Below are 16,134 nucleotides of genomic sequence, written 5' to 3'. Positions count from 1 at the left end.
ATGAGTGAAGCGACAGAAGCAGAAGCGCTTGCTCAGGTTTCTAGTGAGCTAGCGATGGAAGTGGAAGGCGATGAAGTCTTTCACTCTGACAGCAAAGAGCAACTGCCGTTTGCGTTTTCTCATCGCTTTCACTTAGTGCTAGCAAAAGAAGAAGACCAACTGCATCTGTACTACACAGATGAAACGCCGCTATCGGCCATGTTAGAAGTGCGCCGTTATACTGGCGCTGATCTGCAAGTGACCAAGCTTGATAGCAGTGTGTTCGAGTCAAAGCTAACTAAGACATTCCAGGCCAATTCGTCTGAAGCGCAGCAATTGATGGAAGACCTCGGCAACGAGATGGACTTGTTCACCCTTGCTGAAGAGCTACCTCAAACCGAAGATCTACTTGAAGGCGATGACGACGCGCCAATTATTAAGCTGATCAATGCGCTGCTGTCTGAGGCAATTAAAGAAGAAGCCTCGGATATTCACGTTGAAACCTACGAGAAACAACTGGTCGTGCGTTTCCGTGTTGATGGCGTACTAAAAGAAGTATTGAAACCTAACCGTAAGCTGTCATCGCTGCTGGTATCGCGTATTAAGGTTATGGCGCGTCTTGATATCGCCGAAAAACGTGTACCGCAAGATGGCCGTATCTCACTGCGTATTGCCGGTCGCGCGGTAGACGTACGTGTATCGACCATGCCATCAAGCCACGGTGAGCGCGTGGTGATGCGTCTTCTGGATAAAAACACCGGCAACCTAGACTTACAACAGCTAGGTATGACACCGACAATCCGCGATCAATTCGACCAGCTTATTCGTAAGCCACACGGCATTATTTTGGTGACCGGTCCAACCGGTTCGGGTAAGAGTACCACCTTGTATGCAGGTCTTACCGAGATTAACTCTAAAGACACCAACATTCTGACCGTTGAAGACCCAATCGAGTACGAGCTTGAAGGTATTGGTCAAACTCAGGTGAATACCAAGGTTGATATGACCTTTGCTCGCGGTCTACGCGCTATTCTACGTCAAGACCCTGACGTGGTGATGATTGGTGAGATCCGTGACCTTGAAACCGCGCAAATTGCGGTGCAAGCATCATTAACTGGTCACTTGGTGATCTCTACTTTACATACCAACACCGCATCAGGCGCAATCACTCGTTTGCAAGATATGGGTGTTGAGCCATTCCTAGTTTCATCAAGCTTACTTGGGGTACTGGCCCAGCGTCTTATTCGTACCCTATGTGAAGACTGTAAAGAAGCCCACGAGCCTGATGAGCGTGAACGCGAGCTATTAGGCATTACAGCCAATGATACTCGTCAAATCTACCGCGCTACCGGTTGTAAGAAGTGTGGCTATAACGGCTATCGCGGCCGTACCGGTATTCATGAGCTGCTGACCGTTGATGACAATGTGCGTGAGCTTATTCACGGCGGCAAAGGTGAATTAGCGATTGAGAAATACATTCGCACAATGGTGCCGAGTATTCGTCATGATGGTATGAGCAAGGTACTTGATGGCATCACTACACTTGAAGAAGTGCTACGCGTAACCCGCGAGGAATAATCAATGGCAGCGTTTGAGTACAAAGCCCTTGATAAAAAAGGCAAGCAAACTAAAGGTGTGGTTGAAGCTGACACTGCACGCCATGCTCGCAGTCAGTTGCGCGATCAAGGCTTAATGCCGTTAGAGATCCAGCAGGTTAACGACAAAGAATCGCAAGCGGCAAAAGGTGGTTTTAGTTTAGGTTCGCTGTTTAAACAGCGCATTTCGGTTGCTGAGCTCGCATTGATCACGCGCCAAATCTCAACCCTTGTTGCTGCTGGCTTACCTATTGAGGAAGCGCTAAAAGCTGTGGGGCAACAGTCTGAAAAGGCTCGCCTTGGCAGTATGGTGATGGCAGTGCGCTCACGGGTAGTCGAAGGTTATAGCCTTGCCGATTCCATGGCCGAGTTCCCCCACGTTTTTGACGACTTATACCGAGCTATGGTGGCATCGGGTGAAAAATCGGGACATTTAGATGTGGTACTTAATCGCCTTGCTGATTACACCGAGCGCCGTCAACAGCTTAAATCTAAGCTGACTCAAGCGATGATTTACCCAATTGTACTGACGATAGTGGCGATCAGCGTGATTGCCGTGTTGCTTGCTGCAGTAGTGCCTAAGGTTGTTGGTCAGTTTGAGCATATGGGGCAAGACTTGCCGGGCACCACACAGTTTTTGATCTTGGCGTCAGATTTTGTCAAAGATTACGGTCTGATTATTTTAGGCGTGATTATGGCTGTAGTGGTGGTGACTCAGCGTTTGCTTAAAAAGCCAAATCTGCGGATGAAGTACGATACAGCACTGCTAAAAATGCCGGTTATTGGCAAGGTCAGTCGAAGCATTAATACCGCGCGTTTTGCCCGTACACTTAGCATTTTGTCGGCAAGCTCTGTGCCCCTGCTTGACGGTATGCGTATTGCCAGTGAAGTACTGCAAAACGTAAAAGTGCGCGCAGCGGTGGATGTAGCAACTTCTAGGGTGCGCGAAGGTACCAGTTTAGGTGCGGCGCTAACGCAAACGAAACTTTTCCCTGCCATGATGCTCTATATGATTGCATCCGGTGAAAAAAGTGGTCAGCTAGAGAGCATGCTTGAGCGGGCGGCGGATAACCAGGACCGCGAGTTTGAGTCCAACGTTAATATCGCCCTTGGCGTGTTTGAGCCAGCGCTGGTTGTCAGTATGGCGTCAGTGGTGCTGTTTATCGTGATGGCGATTTTGCAGCCAATTTTAGAGCTCAACAATTTAATTAGTTAAGCGACTGTGGTGATAGAGTGCTGTAATTCTTGTGGCATCAACAACGGCAGTTAAACCGAATCGTAATGGCGATAGCGCCAACGAGTGTAAAGAGGAAAGTAGTCAATGCAAATGAACAATAAGCAACGTGGTTTTACCCTGTTAGAGGTAATGGTTGTTATCGTAATCCTAGGTATTTTGGCATCTATGGTGGTACCAAACCTAATGGGTAACAAAGATAAAGCTGACCAACAAAAAGCCGTTTCAGACATCGTTGCGCTGGAAAATGCACTAGATATGTATCGCCTAGATAATGGTGTATACCCAACTACAGAGCAAGGCTTAGATGCACTAGTGCAAAAGCCAACGTCGTCGCCTGAGCCACGTAATTACCGCGACGGTGGTTATGTTAAGCGTCTGCCGCAAGACCCATGGCGCAATGACTACTTGCTAATGAGCCCAGGTGAAAACGGTCGTATCGACATTTTCTCAGCTGGTCCTGACATGCAAGCAGGCACTGAAGATGATATCGGTAACTGGAATCTACAGAACTTTCAGTAAATGACCCATCAACGTCAATCTGGTTTCACCCTACTTGAAGTCCTATTAGTTGCACTGCTAATGGGACTTGCTGCGACTGCAGTCACTTTAACAATGAACAATGCTGGCCCTAAGCAAGCATTGGATAAAGAGGCGCAGCAGTTTTTGGTGGCAACTGAGATGATCATTGATGAAGCTGTACTTAGTGGCAGCTTTGTAGGCATCGTGATTGACGATCATGAATATCAGTTTGTGTATTTTCATGAGCAAAAGTGGCAGCCGATTGTGCTTGATAGGCTGAACACGTCAAAACAGTTAGACGAAAACATCGAGCTAAGCTTGGTCCTTGATGGTATGCCGTTAGTGCAAGGCGATGAAGAAGAGGACGAGTCTTGGTTTGATGAGCCATTTATTGATGGCAAAAGCGAAGAAGAAAAAAAGAAGAACCCTGAGCCACAAATATTGTTGTTCCCAAGCGGTGAGTTAACCCCGTTTGAGTTAACGTTTTCGCTGGTGGGTAATACCAGTCGCGACAACTTTGATGCCTTGGTTAGCGGCGATGCACTTGGCAGGCTAACCCTAGGACGCTTTGATGATTTCTAATCCATTGCTGTCACACCAAAAGCAACAAGGCATGACATTACTTGAAGTGATTGTTGCCCTTGCGGTGTTTTCTATTGCTGCGGTTGCCATTGTAAAAAGCCTCGGCGAGCAAATGGCCAATATGCCCATTCTAGAGCAGCGCACTTTGGCGCAATGGGTAGCTAGTAACCAAATGGTCGATGCCAGACTCACCAAGGATTTTCCTGATATCGGCCAGAAAACAGGTCAAGAAGAATTAGCTGGAAAAGAGTGGTACTGGCGCAGAGATGTAATTAAAACCACTGACGCCAAATTTAGAATGATCCGCATTACCGTTAGTGATGATGAGCGCTTCAAAAGGGTTGCGGCTCAGGTAAGTAGTTATGTGCATGACCCTAGTTCATAAACGTAAAAAGCGCGCAGCAGGCTTTACCTTGCTGGAAATGCTGGTGGCAATTGCCATTTTTGCCATGTTGGGTTTGGCAGCAAACTCTGTGCTGCAGACGGTTATGAGCAATGACGAAACCACAGCGGCATTTTCCAAGCGACTAAAAGCGCTACAACAAGGTTTTGGTGTGCTCGAGCGTGACCTTGGACAAATGGTAGCGCGCACCTTAAGACCGGTGTCAGGCGATAGAACAACGTCGTTTTTCCAGCATGGCGATAACATGCTCGAATCGGAAACCGAAGCCTTGGCATTTTATCGCCTCGGTTGGCTTAATCCAGATGGTTTGTTGCCACGCGGTAGCTTACAAAGCGTGGCTTACGTGGTGCAAGAAGGGCGCTTAGAGCGTTGGTATTATCCTTACCCTGAGCCTGTTGCAGGTGCTGAGCCACTTAAAAGCATCATTATTGAGAATGTGTTGGAAGTGAAATATTCCTTCTATCTCAATGATAAGTGGGAAACCACCGTCAGTGGTAGTGAGATGCCTAAAGCGATTGCTATGCAGCTTGAGGTCGAAGGGCTTGGCATTATTGAGCGGCGCTTTTTGTTATCTGCTGGCGCGCCAGCAGATGGTAGCAACAATAACAACAATAATGGCGGTAACTCGGGCAACAATGGTGGTAACTCGGGTGGCAATTCTGGTAGTGGCGGCAATTCGGGAAATAACTCGGGTGGTGGCAACAACAATACTGGTGGTGGCTGATGAATAGAATGCACCTCAAACCACCAATGCAGTTAGGCAAACAACGTGGCGTAGCCTTGATCTTTGTGATTTTGATTGTTGCCATGGTATCGATTATTGCCACCAATATTTCTGGTCGTAATCAACTGTCTATGCGCCGTACGCTAAATTTAGCGCAGTATGATCAAGCATATTGGTATGCCATCTCTGCTGAGCAGTTAGCGATGAAAGTGCTAAAGCAAGACATGGAAGACGCTAATGGCACAGTGCACAGACAGCAGTATTGGGCATTAACAGACGTGGTGTTCCCAGCTGAGCAAGGTGAAATAGCAGGTAGCATTAGTGATATGCGCGCCTGTTTTAATCTAAATGCCGTGTCGCAGCCATCGCCTGGCAACCAAAATGGTCAACCGCAGTTGTCTGTGGCAGCTACACAATATAAGGGTTTGCTAGTTGCATTAGGTATGGATGAGTTTGCCGCAGAGCGCTTAACTCATACTTTAAAAGATTATCTTGATGAAGATACGGTAGCCAGCCCGTATGGCGCTGAAGACTCTGAATACGAGTCGCGTGATGTGCCATATCGCGCTGCGAATACCTTAATGCAGCATCGCAGCGAATTGCGTGCTGTGATTGGTTACGCACAGAAAACCTATCAGGTACTCATGCCTTATGTGTGCGCCGTACCCGGTGATAATCGCCAGCTACTTAATGTTAACACCCTTGAGGTTGAGCAAGCCGCACTGATGGTAGGCATGATGGACGGCAAAATCAGCCTAAGTGATGCTGAAAGTGTGATCAACCAGCGCCCAGGTGATGGTTTTGAGTCGATTCAAGACTTTTGGAGCAATTCGGTACTTGCCAATGTGCAAATCGATGCAGCACTTAAGTCGAGTTTTGTGGTCGATAGCAATTATTTTTTATTAAACGCAGGCGCTAAGGTAGACAACGCCATCTTTAAGTTGGACAGTGTCCTTAAGCGTAGCGGTAACAATTTTGAAGTGATCACCAGACAATACGGTGGTCAGCAGTAATGAAAGCTCAAGCAACAAAGAATAAATACCAGTAATTGGTGGAGAATAAAGCGTGTCAGAAAGGTTATTTATCCGCTTAGGAAATACATCCGAACAAGCATGCTCGTGGTTGGTGTGGTCAGAGCAAGAACAAGAAATTATAGCATCGGGTGAATTACCTGATGCCCAAAGCTTGACCAGCTTAACTGAGCGCGCCGGCAACCGCCCGGTGGATGTCCTTGTACCTGCGGCTAGTATGATGCTGACTCAGGTAGCGCTACCCGAAAAAGGGCAGCGTCAGGCGATGAAAGCAATTCCATTTATGCTTGAGGATTCGCTGGCGAGTAATATCGACGATATGCATGTGGTTGTTGGCCCTCGCGATGGCGAAAACGTTAACGTGATTGCCGTTGCCCATGAGCAAATGCAGTCGTGGCTATCTTGGTTAATGGATGCTGGGCTAAAGGTCAAAAATATTGTACCGGATTGTTTGGCATTGCCACTTGCACAGTGCAAATGGGCAATGCTCGACTTTGGCAACGAATACCTAATTCGCACCGGTGAAGGTAGCGGCGTTAGCGTGCCAAAAGCTTGGTCGTCAATTGCGATGCCGCAGCTTGTTAGTGAACATACTGAAGATGATGAAGCTATCCGAGTGGCGAGCTATAGTGCTGATTTGGCTGTCGATGATGTCGCGCTTGAACCTCAGCCGCTGGATATGCCGATGTTGGTGCTAGCTAAAGGTATCTTATCTGCGCCGGTAAACCTGTTAACCGACATGTACAAGCCAAAGCGCGAGTACAGCAAGCATTTGGTGTTATGGCGCAACTGCGCAATCGTATTTGCGGTTGTGGTGATACTGGCGCTGGTCAATAAAGGGCTCAGCATCAGTCAGTTAAATACACAAACTGAGCAGGTGCGTCAGCAAACTCAGCAAGTGTTTAAGCAAGCCGTTCCGGGTGTGAAACGCATTGTTAATGTGCGCTCGCAAATCGACACTCATTTACGTTCACTAAGTGGTCAAGGTGGCGGCGCTGAGTTCTTTGAAATGCTCAACAAGTTAAAGCCTGCGTTCAATGCTGTGCCAGATCTTAAACCTGACTCAATTCGCTTTGATGCCAATCGCGGTGAGTTACGGATGCAAATTACTGCTAAGAGTTATGGGCAAATTGATAAGTTCAAAGAGCAAGTAAGCCAGAACTTCCAAATGGAAGGCGGTGCAATGAACAACAATGAAGACAATGTGACCAGTACGATTACGCTGAGGAGCAAGTAGATGGAAAATTTACAAAACTGGTGGCGTGGTCTTGCTCAGCGCGAACAACAGTTAGTGGGAACTTGTGCGGTTTTCGCTATCATTGGCATCTTGTACTGGGGCATTTGGACACCCATTGCCAATGCGCAAGAGGAAGCTGAGCGTAATTTTGCTTCAGCAAATGCCACCCTTAATCATGTGAAGCAAACCGCCAGTAAAATTGCTGGTTTGCAGCAAACTGGTGGCAAGCCGAAAGCTAATGGCAGCTTAAGCTCAATCGTTAACAGCACTGCTGGCAAGTACAAGTTAGTGATCACTCGCATGCAGCCTCAGGGCGATAAAATCCAATTGTGGATGGATGATGTGCCGTTTGAAGCACTGCTGAATTACTTGTTTGACTTGGTTGAAAGTAAGGGATTAACCCTAGATAGCGTTGATTTAGCAGAATCAGATCAAGCTGGATTTGTTAAAGTTCGCCGTGTTCAGCTGTCGCGTTAGTACTTGGTTATTCAAGGCTAATGACAGTAAAGGTTATTGTTCGTTAAGGTCTTTTTGTGAAACTATTTTTTAAAATCTTATTAGCGCTGCTAATTTACGTCTTCTTTTTGGTGGCGTATGTACCTGCCAACTGGTTAGTGAGTATTGCGCCAGTACCACACAATATTAAGCTATCTGGTGTATCGGGCACCTTGTGGCAGGGTCAGGCAGATATGCTCAAGATTGACCGTCGCCAAATTGATCAAGTTAGCTGGCAGCTTAATCCTTGGAGTTTATTACTGGCTCAAGCCGATCTTGACGTGACCATAGGTACACGCGCCACACCCGTGAGCGGTAAAGCGAATGTGACTTTATCTATGTCTGGCATCAAGGCTGAGAATCTCCGTTTTGAAGCGCCAAGTAGCTTTTTGTTAGCAGGCGCTCGCTTACCATTTAGAACTAAGGTTCTGGGTGACTTATCTGTCATTGTGGAAAAGTTCGAGCAAGGCCAGCCTTGGTGTGAGCAATTAACCGGTAAGTTGTTTGTTAACGGCGTGGATGTGACCAATCAGTTTGGTGCATACCCGTTGGGCAATATGGCGTTTAATCTTGCTTGCGTTGATGGTCAGGTGCAGCTAAGCGCAGAGGACAAAGGTAATGATATCGGCCTTGCTGGCACTGTTACCTTGGTTGATCAAAAGCGCGTGCAGGTCGCCGCGAAAATCAAGCCAACACCGAATCAGCCTGAAGATTTAACTAAGGCGTTAGCCTTCTTAGGTAAACAAGATAGTCAGGGCTATTACCCAATTAATTATCAAGGCCGAATTCCTGGCATGTAATTCCTGACATGCAAGTGGCGAAATCGCTGCGAGAGTAATTTAAAAGCCCTTTGTGATAAGCGATCACAAAGGGCTTTTGTTTGACTTGTTCATGGTTAGTAACTGCTTACTCGTTTCTATTTCTTAACCTTATAACGTCTCAACCCATCAACTCGCTTTCTATGCATTTGCCAATGAGTTAACCAGTTGTTGGTAATCATCAATTTGTTTAAAGTACTCAAATGAGTGCGGTGCTTTGGTGCTATCTGGATTGGTCACACCTAGCTGATAACCGACACCAGCAAGCTTAGATGCCTTTAAAATGGTTTCGCTATCATCAATAAACAAACAGCGACTCGGGTCTAGGTCAAACTTGTTAAATCCATAGCGCCAAAACTCTGGGTGCTCTTTGGCAAATCCGCTTTCGTGACTTGAGAGCATGGCATCTAGTCCACCTGCTAAATCAGTGTATTCCAGTTTTAGAGCCAGGCTTTTAGGGTGAGCATTAGTAAATAAAATCCGCTTTTTACCCGCATTAGCCAGCGCGTTAAGTAGCGGCATTGTGTCATCACGCATGGCGATTTTATCTTTAGCCTGATGGTGCAGGGCAATAATGTCTAACTCGAGCTGTTGCTGCCAATAATCTAAACAATACCAGTTGAGCGTACCGGCAACCTGATTGTATGCATGTTTGACCAGTTGATGGCTCTGTTCGAGGTTAATATTACGCTGCAGGCTCAATTGCTCTGGCACCAAATGGAGCCAAAAATAATTGTCGAAGTGGAGGTCTAAAAGAGTACCGTCCATATCGAGTAATACTGCATCAATTTTTTGCCATGGAAACATACAAATACCGGTTGTAGATTGTGGTTAGCGTAGTAAGATTGTATCTATTAATTTGATACGCGTCACATAAGAGGCTTGAATGACACAGCGGCACCCTAAACCAGAAATCTTAGCTACTAAACTGGTTGCTCAAAGTCGCTTGTTTAAAGTCGAGCAGGTGGATCTTAAGTTCTCTAATGGCGAATTGCGCCAGTACGAGAGAATGAAAGGCAACAATAGTGGCGCGGTAATGGTTGTGCCAGTGCGCAATGGTCAGCTATTGCTTGCTCGTGAATATGCAGCCGGTACCGAGAATTATGAAATTGGTTTTCCTAAAGGTTTGATAGACCCTGGTGAAGACGCAGCCGAGGCGGCAAATCGCGAGCTACAAGAAGAGATTGGTTTTGCCAGTCGTAAACTGACGCACCTTAAGCAGTTATCACTAGCGCCGAGTTACTTTGCCAGCAAGATGCAGATATTTTTAGCTGAAGACTTATATGCCAGTGAGCTTGAGGGTGATGAGCCAGAGCCTATTGAAGTCGTAGAGTGGCCGCTTGCAGACTGGCAAGCATTGATTGCTAGCCCTGATTTTAGTGAGTCTCGCAGCGTGAGCGCTTTGTTTTTAGCGCAGCAGTTTTTAGCTCAACAGGGCTAAGCTTTACCAGATTTGGCTCTGCAAGATTTAGTCGGGCAGTCTCAAGACTCACTTACCTATACGTAAGAATATATGCCGCTTGGCACTGGCTGAACTAGACCTTAGCCATAATCAAGCGGTTTACCCAGTACTAGCCTAGAATTAGTAATATTAGATATTTAGAGTTAACCCATAGTCGTATTTTTCGCTGAGTTTCCAGTATATGGAGAAGTAATGAAGCCAGAAGACATCATTGAACAGGTCATCGATATTGCCACAAGCGCGGGTAAGGAAATCCGCGGGATCTATCAACAAGGTGATTTTGAGCGCGAAATTAAATCCGACAACACTCCAGTCACCTCAGCAGATCTCGCTGCCAACGACATTATATGTAGCAAACTAGCTGCGCTTACCCCAGATATCCCAATCTTAAGTGAAGAATCTGTCGATATTCCATTGAGTGAGCGTGAGCAATGGCAACGCTATTGGCTCGTCGACCCATTAGATGGCACAGGTGAATTTATTGCAGGCAGTGGTGACTTTTCGGTGATCATTGCACTCGTTGAGCACAATCGCCCAATCGTTGGTGTGGTTTATGCGCCAATGACAGAAGTTTGTTACTACGCTATTGCGGGTCTTGGTGCTTACAAGCGCGATACTAAAGGCGAAACCCGTATTCAGACTAACCAAGTAGATCAAGATAAACACGACCACTTGCGTATTGCAGTCAGTCGTCGTCAAGATCCACAGTCAGTACTAAAGCTATTCAATAATGCCAAGCATTGCCAGTTAGTGGTACTCGGCGGCGCCGCGCTTAAAAGCTGCCTAGTGGCAGAAGGCCGTGCAGACTGTTACGTACGTTTAGGGCCAACGGGTGAGTGGGATACAGGCGCTGCTCAAATTATTGTTGAGGAAGCTGGCGGCGCTATTATGGATCTCAACCTTCAGCCTTTGTCATACAATGAGCGTGACAGTCTAGAAAACCCTAATTTCATCGTAGTAGGCATGCCAAGTCTGCCCTGGGATGAATTACTTGTAGGCTAACTTGAACAGTTGCAAATAACAAAGCCGCTCAATGAGCGGCTTTGTTATTTCCGGAGCTTATTAAGCACTATTGCTTAGGCGTAACTGGCGACCAATAGCTTCCAGCTGCGCTGTTGCTCTGCGAGTCTAAGCTTAAGTGAGTCAACTTGCTGAGTAAGGTTTTGCACTGACAACTCATCGCGCTTGGCTTCCAGTAAGGTTTTCTTGGCGCGGTAGTACTCACTAATGTGTTGTTTCATTAGCTCATACTCAGCTTGTAGCTTATCGACAATCTCATCATAGTTTGCCAGATGCGCAACCTTGTTTTTGGTACGCAGCAACTGCATTTGTAATTTGGCTGCTTCAATGCGCTCTTGCGGTACTTTGCGTAAATCTTTTGCAAGGCCCACCCAGCTCATTGATTTAATTAACCACTTAGTTGGGTCGTAATCCCACCACTTAATCCCGTTGCGATAGTCATTCTCGAAGATGTGGTGGAAGTTGTGATAACCCTCACCATATGTCAACAAGGCAAGAAAAGCGTTATCGCGGGCTGTATTCTTGTCGGTGTACGGCTGTGAGCCCCAGATGTGTGCTAATGAGTTAATAAAGAAGGTGCAGTGATGCACGATAACCAAACGCAATAAGCCTGCCATGAGTAACATAGATAGAATGTCGCCGTTGAGCCAACCTAAGAATGCGGGGAGGCCAACGTTCATTAGAATGGCGAGCAGTAAGTAGTGCTTGTGTTGCCACATGACAATCTTATCGTTTTGTAGATCGCGCACGTTTTTGTAGTCGTGGTAACGGCTAGCCTGATATTCACGTAGCATCCAACCGATATGGCTATACCAAAAACCTTTCTTAGCTGAGTATGGGTCTTTATCGTTGTTATCAACGTGTTTGTGGTGAACCCTGTGATCGCTACTCCAGTGCAATGCGCTGTTTTGCAGGGCCAGCGCGCCGCCTAGTGCGAACATGAATCGCATTACAGGGTGTGCTTTATAAGCTTTGTGCGACCAAAGGCGGTGGTAGCCAGCTGTGATTGACAAGCCACTTGCGTAGGCTAAGGCAATCAGCGCAAATATCTCGATACCATCAAAACCGTGAGTGATTGCTCGCCAAGGGATCAGGGTAACAGTGGCAAGCAGGGTACTGGCAAACAAGATAACGTTAAGCCAGATAATGGGTGGTTTTTTCATTGTAATTATCCAAAACAACTAAGAAAATTAAGCGTACATGTGTAAGCTAATTTAGCTTGGAAGCAGTTAAGGGTCAAGTTGCTAAGGGCTGTGTTTTTGCTTTAAAAACGGTATCATCTGTGAATTAATCTTGACTAAATGGATCATCTAATGGGTGTTAGAGCTCAACAAAAAGAAAAAACCCGTCGTGCATTAGTCGATGCTGCGTTTAATCAATTGAGCGCCGAAAGAAGTTTTTCTAGCCTAAGCTTGCGTGAAGTTGCCCGTGAAGCGGGGATTGCGCCAACCTCTTTTTATCGCCACTTTAAAGACATGAATGAGCTTGGCTTAACCATGGTTGACGAAGGTGGATTGACCCTAAGACAGATGATGCGTAAAGGTCGCCAGCGAGCTGAAGCAGGCGGTAGTGTTATCCGTATTTCTGTCGATACCTTTATGGAAGTGCTTGAGTCTAACCCTAACGTATTTCGTATTTTATTGCATGAGCGCTCTGGCACATCGGCGGCGTTTCGCGCAGCGGTTGAACGTGAGATTGAACATTTTATTTCAGAGCTAACCCACTATACCGTTGCTACTGCTAATCGCACGGAGGAGTTAGCTCGCGCGCAGGCAGAGGCCTTGGTGACTTTGGTATTTAATGCCGGAGCGAGTGCGTTAGATTTAAAGCGTGCTGAACGTAAGCGTTTGGCTGACCAATTAGTGATGCAGCTAAGAATTGTGGCAACTGGCGCAGATGCACTGCAAAGCAAGCTGGAAAGTCGCGCTGATAGTTAATCTCTATTGCAGCACGGTATTGCTATGTGTGGGATAGACCATATAAATGATAAAGGCACCTCATGGTGCCTTTATTGATCTTGTGGTGTTAGCACTGGTTGCTAGTAGAACCAAGCCAATGCGCTATTTATTTGCCAGCACTAACTCTTCCCTCTAACACTATTCCTTACGCGCTAGCGCTATTATTTTCGCTCTAGCAGTACGCCCGATTCCATGTGGTGGGTATATGGGAATTGGTCGAACAGCGCAAAGCGGCTGATTTTATGGGTAGTGCTCAATACCTTGAGGTTGTCTTTTAACGTCTCTGGATTACAAGAGATATAAAGAATACGGTCGTAGTTTTGCATTAATGCCAGAGTATCGTCATCAATACCTGCGCGTGGCGGGTCAACAAAGATAGTATTGCAGTTATAGCTGTCTAAATCGATACCTTCTAAGCGTCTGAATTTGCGTTTTTTAGCCATGGCATCGCTAAAATCTTCTGCAGACATACGAATGATTTGCAGATTGTCGACATTATTCTCGGCAATGTTGTACTGGGCAGCATCAACCGACGGTTTGGCTAGTTCAGTTGCCAGTACGCGATCGAAATTCTTAGCTAAAGCAATAGAGAAGTTACCGTTACCGCAATACAGTTCAAGCAAATCGCCTGTGCTGTTATTAGTGACATCAATAGCCCACTCCAGCATTTTCACTGAAACTTTAGCATTTGGCTGAGTAAAGCTGTTCTCAATTTGCTTGTACTTTAATGTTTGACCGTCAACTTCAAGTGACTCAACCACGTAGTCTTTATCTAAATCGATTTTTTGCTTTCGCGCGCGGCCGATAAAGTTAACATTAAAGCGCTCAGACAAACGCTGCTTCATTTGCTCAGCTTGTTCACGCCAAGCATCATCTAGTTGTCGGTGATACAGCAGGCTCACTAAAATCTCACCGCTCAGTGTCGATAAAAAGTCTACCTGGAACAGTTTCCATCGTAAGTCACGATTTGGACGAAGTTCTTCCATTAATGCGGTCATCATGTCATTAATAAGCTTGCCCGCTGGTAGGTATTGCTCAGTACGCACTTTCTCGTTAAGTGCTTTGTCGAACATATAGTAGTAAAGATCTTCACCATCGTGCCAAACACGAAACTCGGCGCGCATACGGTAGTTAGCAGGTTCAGATGCAAATACTTCTAGCGCTGGTGGCGTGAATTCAGCAAAAGATTCGCTAAGCTCGCTTTGCTTTTGTTCAAGCTGAGCTTGGTAGTTTTGGGGATCCATGGCTGCTAAATTCATTTTGTGTCACCTAAGGCTGTAAAATAAGGGCGCAAATATTATACTACACACCGCTGATGTCCAGTGGCATTAAGCTATCTTAGTAAATTCATATAAAAAGGTGTGGTAAGCACCTATTCTTGGAGTAACGCTTGTCTGGTCCCATTCTCGTATTTGATTCAGGTATTGGTGGTCTGTCAGTGCTAGAGCATATACATAAGCAGTTGCCCAATCACAGCATTCATTACCTGTTTGACAATGCTCGTCTGCCTTATGGCGATCTTGCTGAACAAGCACTTATTACTGGCTGCGTGAAACTGGTTACTGAGCAGGTTACAAAGATGGGGGCGCAGGTGGTGGTTATCGCCTGTAATACAGCAAGCACACTCGTATTGCCTGCTTTAAGGGCTGTGTTGTCTATTCCTGTGGTTGGAGTAGTGCCTGCAATTAAACCGGCAGCCTTGCAGTCAAAGACTAAGCACATCGCGCTACTTGCGACACCGGGAACAGTATCGCGACCTTATACTCAGGCGCTTATCAATGATTTTGCCGCCAATTGTCAGGTAAGCTTGCTCGGTACGTCAGAGTTAGTGCTGATGGCAGAAGACAAGCTCAGTGGCAAGAGTGTTGATTTAGCGAGGTTGCAGCAAATTATCAGCCCGCTTGATAACCCGAATATTGATACCTTGGTATTAGGTTGTACGCACTTTCCGCTATTAAAAACTGAAATTACCCAAGCATTCAGTCACTCAATTAGTCTTCTAGACTCAGGTGCAGCAATTGCAGCTCGGGTTGATTCTTTAGTTGCGGATGCAGGGGTAAACGATGCCACTATATCTTGCGCTTATACCCAGCAAATTTCTAAGTCGTTGTATCAGGCAATGGTTAATAGAGGCTTTGACCACTTTAGTTTGTTGAACTAAGAGATTATCGCAGCTGGTAGTGAAGGTGCGCTAATAAGATAGGGATAAGGCTGAAGGATAAAATTTTAGGGAAAGATTTAATAGAAAGAATAAATAATAAAAGTCGGCAATGATAAATAACCACTGCCGACTCAAAATCGATTACTCAGCTTCGCGGGTCTTAGCTTCGTTTTCTTGAGATTTAGCCTCACGTACCTTCAATGTACGTTCCTGGAAGTTGTAGTCGTTTAGTTTAGTCATCGCTTTCTTAGCACCAGCTTCTGACATTTCCACAAAACCAAATCCTTTACGACGTCCGGTCTTGCGATCGCGTACCAGGCGCACTGAATTAACAGGACCATACTCGCCAAATAAGGTTTTGACTTCACCTTCGTGTACACGGTAAGGAAGGTTGCCAACATAAAGTGTCATGGTTGGGCCATTATATGGCTCGTCTGCACGGTTGACTGTTGGGGTGGCAAAGATAGTAAAGATAAGAGTCGCTACAATAACGCCAACTAAGTAGCTAACGAACGGGGCAAGGTCAGTTGCAAATTGAGAAAACACAAATGCACCAGCGAGTGCTGCAACCAAAACCATAATCAATGATTTCTGCATAAAATTGTCTCGAATGAATATGAATTGATAAAATACTGTTAAAAACGCTTACATATTAATGAATAATGACTAGCTTAACCACCAATTTCATCTTAAGTCGATGAAAAAATAAGCGTAACTCAATACTGCAAGCAGTGCTTTCAATGAAATTCTCACTAAAACTGCCCTAAAAGCGGCGAAATCAATTAAAAATGCAGCGATCTGAACAAAAGATCGACGCTTGAATAAAAAGATCCAAATCCCCCCTTGCGCGCCAATCAAAACCCCCTATAATGCGCACCCACTGACACGGCGCAGCAGCAAACATTAAGCGATA

18 protein-coding genes are annotated in these 16,134 nt (G+C 46.0%); 14 read left to right on the top strand and 4 right to left on the bottom strand.

Features of this window, described 5'->3' with window-relative positions; genetic code table 11:
• The 10 genes from gspE to G3R49_RS18245 all read left to right on the top strand — a co-directional run bounded on the left by gspE (position 1) and on the right by G3R49_RS18245 (position 8,602).
• A complete protein-coding gene (gene gspE, locus G3R49_RS18290; RefSeq protein ID WP_130599519.1) occupies positions 1-1,557 on the top strand; it encodes a type II secretion system ATPase GspE in 1,557 nt (518 codons plus the stop codon).
• 3 nt (positions 1,558-1,560) lie between these two features.
• Positions 1,561-2,790, top strand: coding sequence for a type II secretion system inner membrane protein GspF (gene gspF / locus G3R49_RS18285; protein WP_167870624.1), 1,230 nt, complete (start codon positions 1,561-1,563; stop codon positions 2,788-2,790).
• Positions 2,791-2,895: 105 nt separating this feature from the next.
• Positions 2,896-3,330 carry a type II secretion system major pseudopilin GspG gene (gene gspG / locus G3R49_RS18280; RefSeq protein ID WP_130599515.1) on the top strand — a complete coding sequence of 145 codons (435 nt, stop codon included), beginning with the start codon at positions 2,896-2,898 and terminating at the stop codon, positions 3,328-3,330.
• Complete coding sequence (gspH, locus tag G3R49_RS18275; RefSeq protein ID WP_130599513.1) at positions 3,331-3,912, top strand: type II secretion system minor pseudopilin GspH; 582 nt, start codon at positions 3,331-3,333, stop codon at positions 3,910-3,912.
• Positions 3,902-4,297: a type II secretion system minor pseudopilin GspI gene (gspI, locus tag G3R49_RS18270; RefSeq protein ID WP_167870623.1), complete on the top strand. Its 396-nt coding sequence runs from the start codon at positions 3,902-3,904 to the stop codon at positions 4,295-4,297. Before gspH ends, gspI begins: the two co-directional genes overlap by 11 nt.
• Entirely contained in the window at positions 4,281-5,039 is a 759-nt protein-coding gene (gene gspJ, locus G3R49_RS18265) for a type II secretion system minor pseudopilin GspJ (RefSeq protein ID WP_130599509.1), read from the top strand. The genes gspI and gspJ overlap by 17 nt, the downstream gene beginning before the upstream one ends.
• The gene (gene gspK / locus G3R49_RS18260; RefSeq protein WP_242620375.1) at positions 5,039-6,052 is read left to right on the top strand and encodes a type II secretion system minor pseudopilin GspK; all 1,014 of its coding nucleotides are present in this window, start codon (positions 5,039-5,041) and stop codon (positions 6,050-6,052) included. The genes gspJ and gspK overlap by 1 nt, the downstream gene beginning before the upstream one ends.
• Before the next feature lie 52 nt (positions 6,053-6,104).
• Positions 6,105-7,307 (top strand): type II secretion system protein GspL, encoded by a 1,203-nt coding sequence (gspL, locus tag G3R49_RS18255; RefSeq protein ID WP_130599507.1) that lies wholly within the window; start codon positions 6,105-6,107, stop codon positions 7,305-7,307.
• The gene (locus tag G3R49_RS18250; RefSeq protein WP_130599505.1) at positions 7,308-7,784 is read left to right on the top strand and encodes a type II secretion system protein M; all 477 of its coding nucleotides are present in this window, start codon (positions 7,308-7,310) and stop codon (positions 7,782-7,784) included.
• Positions 7,785-7,840: 56 nt separating this feature from the next.
• Positions 7,841-8,602, top strand: a complete 762-nt coding sequence (locus G3R49_RS18245) for a type II secretion system protein N (RefSeq protein WP_130599503.1) — start codon at positions 7,841-7,843, stop codon at positions 8,600-8,602.
• 159 nt (positions 8,603-8,761) lie between these two features.
• Here G3R49_RS18245 and yrfG read toward each other — a convergent pair whose 3' ends face one another.
• On the bottom strand, positions 8,762-9,427 hold the full coding sequence (gene yrfG / locus G3R49_RS18240; RefSeq protein ID WP_130599501.1) for a GMP/IMP nucleotidase: 666 nt from the start codon (positions 9,425-9,427) through the stop codon (positions 8,762-8,764).
• A gap of 79 nt (positions 9,428-9,506) precedes the next feature.
• Here yrfG and nudE point away from each other — a divergent pair, with 79 nt between their 5' ends.
• Entirely contained in the window at positions 9,507-10,061 is a 555-nt protein-coding gene (nudE, locus tag G3R49_RS18235) for an ADP compounds hydrolase NudE (protein ID WP_130599499.1), read from the top strand.
• A gap of 213 nt (positions 10,062-10,274) precedes the next feature.
• Positions 10,275-11,084, top strand: coding sequence for a 3'(2'),5'-bisphosphate nucleotidase CysQ (gene cysQ, locus G3R49_RS18230; protein WP_130599497.1), 810 nt, complete (start codon positions 10,275-10,277; stop codon positions 11,082-11,084).
• Positions 11,085-11,158: 74 nt separating this feature from the next.
• Here the strand turns inward: cysQ and G3R49_RS18225 are convergent, their stop codons facing one another.
• Positions 11,159-12,265, bottom strand: coding sequence for a fatty acid desaturase (locus G3R49_RS18225; RefSeq protein WP_130599495.1), 1,107 nt, complete (start codon positions 12,263-12,265; stop codon positions 11,159-11,161).
• Between the two features lie 150 nt (positions 12,266-12,415).
• Here G3R49_RS18225 and fabR point away from each other — a divergent pair, with 150 nt between their 5' ends.
• Positions 12,416-13,039 (top strand): HTH-type transcriptional repressor FabR, encoded by a 624-nt coding sequence (gene fabR, locus G3R49_RS18220; protein WP_130599493.1) that lies wholly within the window; start codon positions 12,416-12,418, stop codon positions 13,037-13,039.
• Between the two features lie 182 nt (positions 13,040-13,221).
• Here fabR and trmA read toward each other — a convergent pair whose 3' ends face one another.
• On the bottom strand, positions 13,222-14,319 hold the full coding sequence (gene trmA / locus G3R49_RS18215) for a tRNA (uridine(54)-C5)-methyltransferase TrmA (RefSeq protein WP_130599491.1): 1,098 nt from the start codon (positions 14,317-14,319) through the stop codon (positions 13,222-13,224).
• Positions 14,320-14,450: 131 nt separating this feature from the next.
• On the opposite strand from trmA, the gene murI reads away from it, so the two are divergent.
• Positions 14,451-15,221, top strand: a complete 771-nt coding sequence (gene murI, locus G3R49_RS18210; RefSeq protein WP_130599489.1) for a glutamate racemase — start codon at positions 14,451-14,453, stop codon at positions 15,219-15,221.
• A gap of 141 nt (positions 15,222-15,362) precedes the next feature.
• On the opposite strand, the gene G3R49_RS18205 is transcribed toward murI, so the two are convergent.
• Positions 15,363-15,818, bottom strand: a complete 456-nt coding sequence (locus tag G3R49_RS18205) for an RNA-binding protein (protein ID WP_167870622.1) — start codon at positions 15,816-15,818, stop codon at positions 15,363-15,365.
• Between the last annotated feature and the right edge of the window lie 316 nt (positions 15,819-16,134).

The organism is Shewanella sp. WXL01, from assembly GCF_012263345.1.
Taxonomy (GTDB): domain Bacteria; phylum Pseudomonadota; class Gammaproteobacteria; order Enterobacterales; family Shewanellaceae; genus Shewanella; species Shewanella maritima.
Note: the sequence above shows the minus strand (reverse complement) of the source record. Positions and strands in the feature narration are given on the sequence as shown.

Bases quoted from the DNA above. Each gene is read 5' to 3' on its own strand.
- gspE (WP_130599519.1), top strand. From the start codon at position 1: ATGAGTGAAGCGACAGAAGCAGAAGCGCTTGCTCAGGTTTCTAGTGAG.
- gspF (WP_167870624.1), top strand. From the start codon at position 1,561: ATGGCAGCGTTTGAGTACAAAGCCCTTGATAAAAAAGGCAAGCAAACT.
- gspG (WP_130599515.1), top strand. From the start codon at position 2,896: ATGCAAATGAACAATAAGCAACGTGGTTTTACCCTGTTAGAGGTAATG.
- gspH (WP_130599513.1), top strand. From the start codon at position 3,331: ATGACCCATCAACGTCAATCTGGTTTCACCCTACTTGAAGTCCTATTA.
- gspI (WP_167870623.1), top strand. From the start codon at position 3,902: ATGATTTCTAATCCATTGCTGTCACACCAAAAGCAACAAGGCATGACA.
- gspJ (WP_130599509.1), top strand. From the start codon at position 4,281: ATGACCCTAGTTCATAAACGTAAAAAGCGCGCAGCAGGCTTTACCTTG.
- gspK (WP_242620375.1), top strand. From the start codon at position 5,039: ATGAATAGAATGCACCTCAAACCACCAATGCAGTTAGGCAAACAACGT.
- G3R49_RS18250 (WP_130599505.1), top strand. From the start codon at position 7,308: ATGGAAAATTTACAAAACTGGTGGCGTGGTCTTGCTCAGCGCGAACAA.
- yrfG (WP_130599501.1), bottom strand. From the start codon at position 9,427: ATGTTTCCATGGCAAAAAATTGATGCAGTATTACTCGATATGGACGGT.
- nudE (WP_130599499.1), top strand. From the start codon at position 9,507: ATGACACAGCGGCACCCTAAACCAGAAATCTTAGCTACTAAACTGGTT.
- cysQ (WP_130599497.1), top strand. From the start codon at position 10,275: ATGAAGCCAGAAGACATCATTGAACAGGTCATCGATATTGCCACAAGC.
- G3R49_RS18225 (WP_130599495.1), bottom strand. From the start codon at position 12,265: ATGAAAAAACCACCCATTATCTGGCTTAACGTTATCTTGTTTGCCAGT.
- fabR (WP_130599493.1), top strand. From the start codon at position 12,416: ATGGGTGTTAGAGCTCAACAAAAAGAAAAAACCCGTCGTGCATTAGTC.
- trmA (WP_130599491.1), bottom strand. From the start codon at position 14,319: ATGAATTTAGCAGCCATGGATCCCCAAAACTACCAAGCTCAGCTTGAA.
- G3R49_RS18205 (WP_167870622.1), bottom strand. From the start codon at position 15,818: ATGCAGAAATCATTGATTATGGTTTTGGTTGCAGCACTCGCTGGTGCA.